At 73.1% G+C, this 12,481-nt stretch carries 9 protein-coding genes; 6 read left to right on the top strand and 3 right to left on the bottom strand.

Features of this window, described 5'->3' with window-relative positions:
- Nucleotides 1-261 precede the first annotated feature (261 nt).
- From EAD98_RS27340 to EAD98_RS27315, 6 genes are all read left to right on the top strand, one after another.
- Nucleotides 262-1,032 carry a redox-sensing transcriptional repressor Rex gene (locus EAD98_RS27340; protein ID WP_121656839.1) on the top strand — a complete coding sequence of 257 codons (771 nt, stop codon included), beginning with the start codon at nt 262-264 and terminating at the stop codon, nt 1,030-1,032.
- Nucleotides 1,029-2,426 (top strand): glutamyl-tRNA reductase, encoded by a 1,398-nt coding sequence (locus EAD98_RS27335; RefSeq protein WP_121656838.1) that lies wholly within the window; start codon nt 1,029-1,031, stop codon nt 2,424-2,426. The genes EAD98_RS27340 and EAD98_RS27335 overlap by 4 nt, the downstream gene beginning before the upstream one ends.
- Nucleotides 2,423-3,391 carry a hydroxymethylbilane synthase gene (hemC, locus tag EAD98_RS27330; protein WP_121656837.1) on the top strand — a complete coding sequence of 323 codons (969 nt, stop codon included), beginning with the start codon at nt 2,423-2,425 and terminating at the stop codon, nt 3,389-3,391. Before EAD98_RS27335 ends, hemC begins: the two co-directional genes overlap by 4 nt.
- Nucleotides 3,388-4,968, top strand: coding sequence for a uroporphyrinogen-III synthase (locus EAD98_RS27325; protein ID WP_121656836.1), 1,581 nt, complete (start codon nt 3,388-3,390; stop codon nt 4,966-4,968). The genes hemC and EAD98_RS27325 overlap by 4 nt, the downstream gene beginning before the upstream one ends.
- Nucleotides 4,969-4,988: 20 nt before the next feature.
- Nucleotides 4,989-5,972 (top strand): porphobilinogen synthase, encoded by a 984-nt coding sequence (hemB, locus tag EAD98_RS27320; protein WP_121656835.1) that lies wholly within the window; start codon nt 4,989-4,991, stop codon nt 5,970-5,972.
- 543 nt (nt 5,973-6,515) lie between these two features.
- Complete coding sequence (locus EAD98_RS27315; RefSeq protein WP_089018844.1) at nt 6,516-7,031, top strand: helix-turn-helix transcriptional regulator; 516 nt, start codon at nt 6,516-6,518, stop codon at nt 7,029-7,031.
- A gap of 65 nt (nt 7,032-7,096) precedes the next feature.
- On the opposite strand, the gene EAD98_RS27310 is transcribed toward EAD98_RS27315, so the two are convergent.
- From EAD98_RS27310 to EAD98_RS27300, 3 genes are all read right to left on the bottom strand, one after another.
- Nucleotides 7,097-10,375, bottom strand: coding sequence for a lamin tail domain-containing protein (locus tag EAD98_RS27310; RefSeq protein WP_121656834.1), 3,279 nt, complete (start codon nt 10,373-10,375; stop codon nt 7,097-7,099).
- 93 nt (nt 10,376-10,468) lie between these two features.
- A complete protein-coding gene (locus EAD98_RS27305; protein ID WP_121656833.1) occupies nt 10,469-11,485 on the bottom strand; it encodes a GNAT family N-acetyltransferase in 1,017 nt (338 codons plus the stop codon).
- 72 nt (nt 11,486-11,557) lie between these two features.
- The coding region (locus EAD98_RS27300) for a lytic transglycosylase domain-containing protein (protein ID WP_121656832.1) at nt 11,558-12,481 on the bottom strand (924 nt) is incomplete at its 5' end.

The following is a 12,481-nucleotide window of genomic DNA, read 5'->3' as shown; positions in this document are numbered from 1 at the left end:
GGATTGGTCAGAGAAGTCGGGATTGAGCAATAATTGTCCGGGCGGTGCGGGCGGATGCCGGTGGATCGATCTTGCGGAACGGAGGCGCTGGTGGGGTCGCGCCGCGCAGCGACAAGATCGCGATTTGTGCACGTCTTCACAAGCGCCTACTCTCTAGTTCCGACGCGCCCTGCTAGCACAGCCGGCAATCTCGGTCGCCAGCGGGAGTCCATAAGCGGCCGACCAGCAGAGTTGGCCGAGGATCGCACCGCACGGAGTCTCATGAGTCAGCATCGTCACCCAGGCGCGTCCGGCCGCGCCGGTGCCGTACCGGCGCTCCCGGACCTGCCCGAGGCGACCGTCGCTCGGCTCCCGGAGTATCTGCGCGCGCTGCACAACCTCGCCGACGCCGGCCACGAGACGGTGTCCAGCGAGGGCCTCTCCGCCGCCGCCGGGGTCAACTCCGCCAAGCTCCGCAAGGACCTCTCCCACCTCGGCTCGTACGGCACCCGGGGCGTCGGCTACGACGTCGCGCTGCTGATCGAGCAGATCGAGTACGTGCTCGGGCTCACCCAGCGCAGGGCGGTCGCCCTGGTCGGCGTGGGTAATCTCGGTCACGCCCTGGCCGGTTACGACGGCTTCGCCAGCCGGGGCTTCCGCATCGCCGCACTGCTCGACGCCGATCCCTCCCGCGTCGGCGAAGAGATCAACGGCCTGGTGGTCCGGCATGTCGACGAGCTGCCGGCGATCGCCGTGGAGGAGTCCATCGCGATCGGCGTGATCGCCACCCCGGCCGCCGCCGCCCAGCGGGTCGCCGACCAGCTGGTCGCGGTCGGCGTGACGAGCATCCTCAACTTCGCACCGTGCGTACTCTCGGTTCCGGAGGGGGTTGACGTGCGCAAGGTCGACCTCGCCATCGAGCTGCAGATTCTGTCCTTCCACGAGCACCGCAAGGCGTCACTGACCGCGCTGCCCGCCACCGGCGGGTCCGCTCTCACCGCCCTGCCCGGCGGGCTCGCGGCCACCGATACCCAGGAGGCGATCGGCACGTGAAACTGCTCGTCGTCGGCGCGTCCTACCGGACCGCCCCGGTCGCCACGCTGGAGCAACTGGCCGTGCCCCCGGCCGACCTCACCCGCACCCTGGACCGCCTGGTCGCCCAGCCGTACGTGGCCGAGGCGGTGCTCGTCTCCACCTGCAACCGGGTGGAGGTCTACGCCGCCGTGTCCGGTTTCCACGGTGGGCTCGGCGACGTCTGCGCCGTCCTGGCCGAGCAGGCCGGCAGCTCGACGGCGGCGCTCGCCAGCCACCTGTACGTGCACTACGACGCCGCCGCCGTGGACCACGTCTTCCGGGTCGCCACCGGACTGGACTCGATGGTCGTCGGCGAGGCGCAGATCCTCGGGCAGCTGCGCGACGCGTACCACTGGGCCACCGGCGCCGACTCGGCCGGCCGCCTGCTGCACGAGCTGATGCAGCAGGCGCTGCGGGTCGGCAAGCGGGCCCACGCCGAGACCGGCATCGACCGGGCCGGCCAGAGCGTGGTCACCGCCGCGTTGGAGCTGGCCGCCGGGCACCTCGACGGTGATCTCGCCGGCCGCCCCGCCCTGGTCGTCGGGGCCGGCGCGATGGGCTCGCTCGGGGTGGCCACGCTGTCCCGGCTGGGTGCCGGGCCGCTCACCGTGACCAACCGGGGCGCCGACCGGGCCGTGCGGCTCGCCGAGTCGTACGGGGCGGGCGCCGTGCCGATGGCCGAGCTGGCCGACACGCTCTCCACAGTGGACATCGTAGTGGCCGCCACCGCCTCCACCGAACCGGTCCTCACCCGAGCGGTGGTCGGCGCGGCGCTGGCCGAGCGGGACGCCGCCCGGGGCCCCCTGGTCCTGCTCGACCTGGCCGTCCCGCGCGACGTCGAGGAGGGTGTCGTCGACCTCCCCGGGGTCGAGGTGATCGACATCGACCGGATGGCGGCGCTGCTCGCCGACGGTCCGGCCGCCGCGGACGCCGCCGCCGTCGAGCGGATCGTGCTCGGCGAGGTGGAGAGCTTCCTCTCCTGGCTGCGCGGCGCCGATGTGGCGCCCACCGTGGCCGCGCTGCGCGGCCGGGCCGACGACGTGGTCACCGCCGAGCTGCGCCGGCTGGCCCAGCGCCGCCCCGACCTCGGTGACGACCTGCGGGCCGAGGTGGCCCGCACGGTGCACCGCGTGGTGCAGCGGCTGCTCCACCAGCCCACCGTCAAGGTCCGCCAACTGGCCGCGGAGCCCGGCGGCGATCAGTACGCGGCCCTGCTGCGCGAGCTGTTCGACCTCCAGGTGCCACAGACCTCGCCGGTGGACACCGTCCCCGACGTGGTGGCACCCGACCTCGGCGCGGTGTTCACCGGCACCGACCCGCTGCTCGGCGCGGACGCCACCGACCCGATCCCGCCCACCGGAGGTGCGCGATGACCGCCCCCCTACGCCTCGGCACCCGGGGCAGCGCCCTGGCGATGGCCCAGTCCGGCCAGGTCGCCGAGGCGTTGACCGCCGCCACCGGCCGCCCGGTCGAGCTGGTCGAGGTGATCACCGCCGGCGACCGCTCCAACGCGCCGGTGCACCGGCTCGGCGTCGGGGTGTTCGTCTCCGCGCTGCGCGACGCGCTGACCGCCGGGACCATCGACTTCGCGGTGCACTCCTACAAGGATCTCCCCACGGCCACCGCCGGCGGGCTGCACATCGCGGCGGTGCCGGCCCGGCAGGACCCACGTGACGCGCTGATCGCCCGCGACGGTCGGACGCTCGCGGAGCTGCCGCCGGGTGCCACCGTGGGCACCGGTGCGCTGCGCCGGATCGCCCAGCTGCACGCGCTCGGCCTGCAGCTGGAGGTCACTCCGATCCGGGGCAACGTGGACACCCGCCTGGCGCGGGTGCTCGGCCCCGACGCCGACCTCGACGCCGTCGTGCTGGCCCGGGCCGGGCTGGCCCGGCTGGGCCGGGCCGACGTGATCACCGAGACGTTGGACCCGATGCTGATGCTGCCCGCGCCCGCCCAGGGCGCGCTGGCCGTGGAGTGCCGGGTCGACGACCAGGACCTGGTCGAGCTGCTCGCGGTGCTCGACCACGCACCGTCGCACGCCGCCGTCACCGCGGAGCGCGCGTTGCTCGCCACCCTGGAGGCAGGGTGCAGCGCACCCGTCGCCGCCTATGCGGAACTCGCCGAAGGTGACGCCGGCGATGAGATCTACCTGCGCGGGGCGGTGATCAGCCCGGACGGCACTCGTGACCTCCGGCTGTCCCGCACCGGAACGCCCGCCGACGCGGCGGAGATCGGTAAGGCACTCGCCGCCGAACTCCTCGAACTCGGCGCCGACTCGATCCTCGGCCACGAAGGACACACCGGCTCGGGGACCCAGCAATTTGGGAGCACAGAATGACCCGCACCCGTAAGCCCGTCGGCCGTATCGCGTTCGTCGGGGCTGGCCCCGGCGACCCGGGCCTGCTGACCCGTCGGGCGCACGACGCCCTGGTCGACGCCGACCAGGTGATCTACGACCGGGGAGTCCCGGAGTCGTTGCTCGCCGTCGTCCGCGCCGAGGCCAGGGACGACGCCGAGTTCACCCCGGCCGAGGGCGCGCCGGGGGACGTGGCGAAGGTGCTGATCTCCGCGGCCCGGTCCGGGTTGAACGCGGTGCACCTGGTCGCCGGCGACCCGTTCGGCCACGACTCGGTGGTCAAGGAGGTGCAGGCGGTGGCCCGCACCGCCGCGCACTTCGAGGTGGTGCCCGGGGTCGGTCAGGCCGAGGGCGTGGCCACCTACGCGGGGGTTCCGTTGCCGGGCGTGCGTACCGCCGCCGACGTCGAGGACGTCAGCGCGCTGGACTTCGACGCGCTGGCCGCGGCCGTCGGCCGGGGCTCGCTCGCCGTCGCCGTGGACGCCGGTGACCTCGCCGCCGTCCGGGACGGGCTTTTGGCCGCCGGGGTGGACGGCACCACCGGTGTCGGGGTGACCGGCGACGGCACCGGTGAGACCCAGTACACGACCACGTCGACCGTCGACAGCTTCGTGGCCGCCGCGCTCGGCTTCACCGGCCGGGTGGTGCTCACCGTCGGCGTCGGTGTGGGCCAGCGGGACAAGCTGAGCTGGTGGGAGAACCGCCCGCTGTACGGCTGGAAGGTGCTGGTACCGCGGACCAAGGAGCAGGCCGGCGTGATGAGCGCCCGGCTGCGCGCGTACGGGGCGATCCCGTGCGAGGTGCCGACCATCGCGGTCGAGCCGCCGCGTACCCCGGCGCAGATGGAGCGGGCGGTCAAGGGCCTGGTCGACGGCCGCTACGCCTGGGTCATCTTCACCTCGGTGAACGCGGTCCGCGCGGTCTGGGAGAAGTTCGCCGAGCACGGCCTGGACGCCCGGCACTTCGGTGGCGTCAAGATCGCCTGCATCGGTGAGGCGACGGCGGACGCGGTTCGCGCGTTCGGCATCCAGCCGGAGCTGATCCCCGCCGGGGAACAGTCCTCCGAGGGGCTGCTGGCCGAGTTCTCGCCGCACGACGAGATCCTCGACCCGGTGGGCCGGGTGCTGCTGCCGCGCGCCGACATCGCCACCGAGACGCTCGCCGCCGGGCTCACCGAGCGCGGCTGGGAGGTCGACGACGTGACCGCGTACCGGACGGTCCGGGCCGCGCCGCCGCCCGCCGAGATCCGGGACGCGATCAAGTCGGGCGGGTTCGACGCGGTGCTCTTCACCTCGTCCTCCACGGTGCGGAACCTGGTCGGCATCGCGGGGAAGCCGCACGCCCGGACGGTTGTTGCCGTCATTGGGCCCAAGACGGCGGAGACCGCGACGGAGTTCGGTCTGCGGGTCGACGTCCAGCCGCCGCACGCCTCGGTGCCCGATCTGGTGGAGGCGCTCGCCGCCTACGCCGTCGAGCTGCGCGAGAAGCTCGCCGCCATGCCGGCGAAGCAGCGTCGCGGGTCGAAGGTGCAGGGGCCGACCGCCCTGCGCTTCCGGTAGTCGTTCGAGGAGGGCCTGCCATGTCGTACCCCGAGAGCCGTCCCCGGCGGCTGCGCCGCACCCCGGCGATCCGCCGGCTGGTCTCCGAGACGCGGGTCGACCCGGCCGAGCTGGTCGTGCCGATGTTCGTCAAGGAGGGGCTGACCGAGCCCCGGGCCATCAGGTCGCTTCCGGGGGTGCTCCAGCACTCCCGGGACTCGCTGCGCAAGGCGGCGGCCGAGGCGGTCCAGGCCGGTGTCGGCGGGATCATGCTCTTCGGTGTGCCGGAGCGACGGGACCCGACCGGCTCCGGTGGCATCGACCCGAACGGCATCCTGAACGTCGCCATCCGGGACGTGGTGGCCGAGGTGGGCGACGACACGGTCGTGATGAGCGACCTGTGCCTGGACGAGTTCACCTCGCACGGGCACTGCGGCCTGCTCACCCCGAGCGGCGACGTGGACAACGACGCCACCCTGGAGGCGTACGCCGAGATGGCGGTGGCTCAGGCCGACGCCGGGGTCCACATGGTCGGGCCGTCCGGGATGATGGACGGCCAGGTCGGCGTGGTGCGACGGGCGCTCGACGCCGCCGGGCACCAGGACGTGACCGTGCTGGCGTACGCCGTGAAGTACGCCTCCGCCTTCTTCGGCCCGTTCCGTGAGGCGGTGGAGTCGGCGCTGGAGGGCGACCGGCGCAGCTACCAGCAGGACCCGGCCAACGTGCGGGAGTCGCTGCGCGAGGTCGCGCTCGACGTCGCCGAGGGCGCCGACCTGGTGATGGTCAAGCCGGCGCTGCCCTATCTCGACGTGGTGTCGGCGGTGCGGGCCGCGGTGGACGTCCCGGTCGCCGCCTACCAGGTCTCCGGTGAGTACGCGATGGTCGAGGCGGCCGCCGCGAACGGCTGGATCGACCGGGAACGCGTGATGCTGGAGACGCTCACCTCGATCAAGCGGGCCGGCGCGCAGGTCATCCTCACCTACTGGGCCGTCGAGGCCGCCCAGCTCCTGCGCGAGCGTTACTGAGCCCAGGCTCGACTCCGGCCGCGCCGTCCCGCCGCCTGCCGGGGCGGGCGGCATCGGTTCACGCGCGTCCAGGCGCGGTCCTGACCCCGTTGCCCCCCGCAGGTGAACGGGCGACGCGGTAGCAGGTGCGCCCGCACGTCCGGACGTGTGGATCCAGCGGTAATGCCGGCTCGCGGAGCGTAACCATTCGACGACCCCTCACCACCCCGCTCCCCGCCTTTGCTCTGCACCCACGACGGCGACGGTTACCCTCCGCTATCGGCGCATATCGAACTGCAGAGCAAAGGGTGTGTGAACGTGGGGTTCGGGTCCGCCGGCCGGGATCGTGGTTCCCCTGGTCGAGCCGGGGTTGTGCCTGGTGTGATGTTCCGGCTTGAGGTGGCAGCGGGACGACCTGCTACGCGGTGTGGCGGCGGCACCGTCGGATGCCGCGAGCACGGAAGGTGATCTGCCGGCCATGGACGTTGTCCACAGGCCAGCTCGTTGTCCACAGGCGCGGTATCCGGGATTGCGGTCAGCTCCACCGGGCGGGACGGTGGCGGCATGAGCGATTCGTCAGCCTCATCCGAGCCGGTGCTGATCACCGAGCCTTCCGACGCGCCCTGGCCGGCCGCCGGCATCGTCCGTGCGGTCCGCCGTCGGGCCGACCTGAGCCAGCGCGAGCTGGCGCGGTGGGCGGGTGTGCACCACGCCACCATCGGCCGGATCGAGGCCGACCGCATGGTGCCGAGCATTGTCCTGCTCCGGCGCATCATCAGTGTGGTCGGCTACCGGCTGGCCGTGGTGGACGAGTTCGGCCGGGTGCTGAAACCGATGCTGGACTGGCAGGACACGCTCAACGGCGCGGAGCGTCGCTACCCGTCGCACCTGGACACCATCCTCGACCCCGAGCCGGGCGAGTGGTGGGCGGACATCTACGGGCTGGCCCGCCCGCCGGAGACGTTCTACCGCGACAGGGCAGTTCGAGACGCGATGCGGAGGCGCAGCCAGTGGGAGGTGCGGGTGGCCCGACACCGGCACCTGCCCCGACCGCCCTGGCCCCCGCGCGGGGTCCTCTGACCTTGGCATGAGCGAGGCCCGCCGATCCGGAACGGATCGACGGGCCTCGCCGGGAGCGCGTGACGTCAGTCGTCGTTGGTGATCGTCCCGACGGCGAGCGGGTCGGCCAGCCGCAGGCCAGGCACGCCGGCCACCACCAGAGTCAGCTTCTCGTCCGACTCGCGCCTTCGGTCACCGCGCACCGTCACCGGGAACGCCACCGACGTCTGCCCGGCCGCCAACACCTTGCATCCGGCGTACGCGTCGAAGTCCGAGCCCGCCTGTGCCGTGAGGCCGACGGTGGCGGCGCAGATCAGCACCGGCTGGGACAGCGGCCGGGACACGGTGGCGGTGAAGGTCAGCTGCCGGTTGCCCTTGTCGCCCTCGGCCACGGTCGCGTCGGTGACGGTCAGCGACGCGCGGGACCGGAACCGGGCCACCTGCGGGTCGTGGTCGCTGGAACCCCGCGACCCGTCCCCGCTGAACTCCGCCGGCCAGTCCGCGTTGATGTGCGCCGCCCGCACCTGCACCAGGTCGCCGTAGAGCGCGTCGTTGACGAACAGGTGGTCGAGCGTCTGCGCCTGCCCCTCGAAGCTGTACGAGTAGGCGGAGGAGGGAACGTCCGCGACCAGGTTGTCCCACAGGTTGTGCAGGCCCGCCTCGTAGAGCGGGGCGAGCTGGTCCGACGGGGTGGGCTCGCTGCCCGTCGCGATCGGATCGTCCGGGCGGGGGAAGACGTTCAGGTCCCCGCCGTAGACCACCCGGGCGTTCTGGTCAACCGCCTCGATCGCGGTGACGATCGCCGCGCCGTACGCCGCCTGCTCCCGACGCTGCCCGATCCGGCTGTCCGGGCCGGAGGAGTAGTGGTTGCTGAGCGCGTACAGGGTGAACCGCTCGGTCGAGCCGGGCGTCGCCGCCACGTTGAACTTGCCCAGCTGCGGTGCGCGGGTGAAGACGTTGTTCCCGTCCCGGCCTGTCGAGGTGTCCACGTCGGACGGCAGCACCGCGTTGAGCGCCTTCGGGTTCTGCACGTCCGCGTTGGCCGGCAGCCCCGGGGCGCGGTACTGAACGGTCGGCGCGGAACCGAGCAGCGGGTCGGTAGCCGTCGCGGCAGCCAGCGACAACCGGTCGGTGCGGTACAGGAAGGCGGCGGTGATGCCGCGGGCGTCCGCGCCGGTCCGGTCATAGGCAGCGGCGTACGCCGGGCCGCCGGCCGCCGCCACCGCGAGCGCCAACTCCTGGATGCTGTCCGGGGCGCCGTCGGCGTTGTCCGTGTCGCCGCAGGCCAGCGCCGCCCCGGACACCGTGCAGATGTCCTGGTCCTCGGCCTCCTGCACCAGGATCAGGTCCGGCGCGTGCAGGTCCTTGACGATCTGGTCGGCGAGCGCGCCGAGGTGCTCGCGGTAGTCGGCCTCACCGCTCGGCACGTAGTCGAACGGGGGGCTGACGCCCGGGCAGCCGGCGTTACCGGCGAAGTCGCAGCCGTCGAAGGGGTCGTCCCGGTAGTCGTAAAGGTTCTCCACGTTGTAGGTGGCGACCGCCACCTCCTGCGACCGGTCGGCCGGCTTCGGCGGGTTGTTCTTCGACGGGTCGGCCCCGGCGTCGAACTCGGCCCGCTCGACCTGGACGCCGTACTTCTCGAACGAGTAGTAGACGCCGCCCACCGCGTCGGCGCGCAACGTGTCGAAGGTGTGCGCCGGCGGGAGCAGCGCGGTGCTGTCCCCGGCGGTCGCCTTCACGCCCATGCTGCCGAGCAGCACCCGCTGGCCGTTGCCGTCGTCGAAGCGACGGGTCGGGTCGTTGTCCAACGGGTGGGAATCCCGGAACACCCGCCGGGCGTACGGGTCCGTGCGGTCCAGCAGCGGGTCGTCCCGGTCGATCACCCACAGCTCGGCGTCGGCGGTCGAGGAGAAGACGTCCCGGCCGCTCACCGCGCCGCTGCCCGCGCGCACCCGCAGCCGGGCGCCCTCGTGCCGCTCCCAGAAGCGCTGCGCGTCGGTCAGCTCGGCCGGCGGGGCCGCGTCGGTCACCGCGACGGCGGTGGCCACGTCCAGACCGGTGGCGATCCGGCGGACCAGCGAGGCACCGGAGAGCTGGGTGAAGTTGAAGTACTCCGAGACCCGGGCGCGGAGCACCACCTCGTCGCCGACCGTCGGCACGTAACCACCGATCAGCGAGGTGAACGTGCCCATGAACACGAAGATGCCGTCGGAGCTGGTGGGGTCGCCGTCGGTGTCGCCGGTGCGGCTCTGCAGGAAGAACCCGTGCTGCTCCGCCCCGGCCGAGGTGCGGGCCAGGGTCAACTGGGTGATCACGCCGCGTACGTCGTACAGCGTGCTGCTGGTGCCGTTGCCGCTCGCCGGTGCGAGTGGCGAGCGGTCGGCCGGGCCGGACTCGGCGTCGGTGGTCGGGCCCTGTACCTCGCCGACGGTCAGCTCCCGGGTCACCTGCACGGCCAGCGCGCAGCTGGCGGTGCCGCCGCCCGCGTCGGTCGCGGTGACCGTGACGGTGTACGCCCCGGCGGCGAGGTCGGCGCTCGTGCCGACCGTGGCGCGAGCGGTGCCACCCACCCCTTCGGCCGGGGTGACCGCGGTGCGGGTGATCGAGCCGGTGGCCGGCGTCGGGCTGACCGCGGTCACCGCCAGGTCGACGATCGTGTCGTCCGGGTCGGTGGCGGTGACCTCGCGAGTCGCCGCCGTGCCCGCGGCGGTGACCAGCGGCCCGCCGCAGGTCAGCGTGGCCGGCGCGTCGACCGGACCACCGCCGTCCACGGTGTGCGCGCCGAGCCCGTCGACGGTGTCGACCGGGAGACCGGCCCACTGCGCGGCGGGGTCGAACGCGTCCGACGGGTCGGTGTCACCGGAGGTCACGGCGGGCAGCCGGCGCAGGGTGTTGTCGGCCGTGCTGGTGGCGCCGGCGCCCCACTCGGTGCCCGGGTCGACGCCCACCTGGCCGATCGAGTCGAGCACGGTCGCGCCCCGGCGCAGCACGATCGCGTCGTCGCCGTTGAACAGGCTCGCACCGGTCGTCTGGTCGGCCTGGGCGAGGATGGCGGACCCGGCCGAGGCGCTGGCGAACACGAACGCGTCGCCGGCGGCCACCGTCCCGGTCAGCGCGATGGTGGTGGCCGTGCCGGAGCCGTTGAAGTAGAGCTGGAGCTGGTAGCCGCCGGCGGTGAGGTCGACGGCGCCACCGGTGCCGTTGAACAGCTCGATCGCCTTGTTGTTCGACGAGCCTTCGACGTACTCCGAGATGAACAGGTCGGTGGGCGCGGCGCTGGCCGCGGTGGGTGCGACGCCGAGGGCCGTGACGGTCACGGCGACGGTGGCGGTCGCGAGCGCGGCGATTGTGCGGCGCGGGCGCATAGGGCCTCCACGATGGGTGGATGGGAGTCAACGCACGTTAAGGTGCGCGACTGTCCACCGTCCATCCCCCATTGGACAGTTTCGTGAATTCCCTCAGCGTGGTTGGTCGATCCGGTGCACCAGCTCGGCGATGTCGACGCTGTATTCGCACCAGTCCCGGTCGGGCCGATAGCCCAGCTCCGCGTTGACCTTGAGCATCGCCTCGTTGGCCTGCGCGTTCCAGGTCTGCACCTCAGCCAGCTCCGGCTCGGCGGAACGCAGCTCCAGCAGCATCCGGGCCTTGATCGCCCGATCGATGCCGTACCCCCGGTGGTCCTGCGCGACGATCGTGTCGTACTGGTCGGCGCGTGTCGGGTGCTGTGCCGGCACCACCACCTCGGTCAGGCCGGCGACCTCGCCGCTCTGCTCGTGCCGAGCCAGCACGATGTACGGCTTCATGCCCCGCCGGTGCAGGGTGTCCAGGCTGTCCCGCAGTCGCTGCGGGTCGTAGGAGCTGGGGCGCAGCTCGCCGTCGTCGACGTCGCGCACCTCCGCCTTGGCCCGGGCGTACGCCTCGATCAGGTCGTCCGGCGGACCGCCGGGGAAGAACTCCAGGTGGTAGCCCGCACCGATGCCGGTGGCCATCCCGGCCAGCTCGGTCCAGTCGACCGTGGCAAGGTCGAGCACGCTGCGCGTCTCCACGTACTCCCGGGTGAAGCCGAGCGACTCGTAGAAGCCCACCGCCGGCGTGTCGCCGACCACCTCGACCCCGATCGACCGGAAGCCCTCCTGGTAGACCCGGCGGGCGGCGCGCAGCACCAGGTCGCGGCCCAGCCCGCCGCGCCGCACGGACGGGTGCACCAGCACCTCGAGCACACCGATGTCGCCCAGCAGCAGCACGTGGACCTGGCCGAGCACCGTGCCCGGGTCGCCGGGGGCGGTCGGCTCGGCCTGGGCGATCCAGGAGAGTCGCCGCTCACCGGGCATCACCTCGGCGAGGTATTCGCGCAGGGAGTCCTCCCGCCAGGGCGGGTCCTGCGGCAGATCGACCGCCAGAACCGCGTTCAGCGTGTCCAGCAGCGACGCGATCTCGGCGGACGACGCGGTCCTGGGGTCCCACTCGCGCACCATCACCCGTCTAGCTTGCCGCTAACAGCTGCCCGGGGGAAGTGTCCAGTTCTCCAATGTATGCGGACGATCACTTCACGTGCGGCTGGCCCGTCCGTACCGGTTCGCGGTGTCGTAGACGTCCTGGGCGTACCGGCGCACGTCGTTGTACGACAGGATGGCGTTCCACCAGTCGCCCGGAATGCTCAGGTTGCGGTTGTTCTTGCACAGGTAGTTTCCCGCCGCCAGGGCGGCGTCGTCCAGGTCGTGCGGGTCCTTGACGCCGTCGTTGTCCGCGTCGGCGCCGATCTCCTGCCAGGTGGTGGGGATGAACTGCATCGGCCCGATCGCGCGGTCGAACGAGGTGTCCTGGTCGAGCAGCCCGCGGTCGGTGTCGATGATCCGCATCCGGTCGTCCCGCCCGTCCAGCGGCAGGCCGATGATCTGCGGCAGCGCCTTGCCGTCCTGCCCGAGCCGAGCGCCGTTGGCCGCGCCGTGCCCGGACTCGACCTGGCCGATCGCGGCCAGCGTGGTCCAGCTCAGCGCGCAGCTGCGGTTGGTCTGGGCGAGCACCAGCTCGGCGTAGCCGTACGCCTGCATGGCGGTCGGTGGGACACCGACCTTGGCGCCGACCTGCTGCGCCCAGCCGGCCAGGGCGTCCGAGGGTCGCCCGCCGACCGCCGGCCCGGTCGGCAGGCCGCCGCCGGGGAGTGGCCCGGTCGACAGTCCGCCGGTGGGAAGGGGCCCGGTCGGCAGCCCGCCGGTGGGCACTCCGGACGGCGGCACCGGGGGCGGAACGGCAACGGTCGGCGGAACGGTGGCGTCGACCGCCACCGTCCGGGGCGCGCGGATGGCGGCCGGCACGAGCAGCGCGCCGGCCGCGGCGGTCGCGGCCACCAGGGCGAGCAGGAAGACCCCGGGCAGGGTGAGCCGACCGCTGGGGCGGCGGGCCCAGGCGCGGGTCGCCCGGGCCGCGGTCACCGCCGCCCGCGACGGGACCGCCGACGCTCTGGTCTCCGC

The sequence above is a fragment of the Micromonospora sp. CV4 genome (assembly GCF_003667455.1).
GTDB lineage: Bacteria > Actinomycetota > Actinomycetes > Mycobacteriales > Micromonosporaceae > Micromonospora.
The sequence above is the reverse complement of the archived record's forward strand: the minus strand, read 5'-3'. Positions and strand labels throughout refer to the sequence as shown.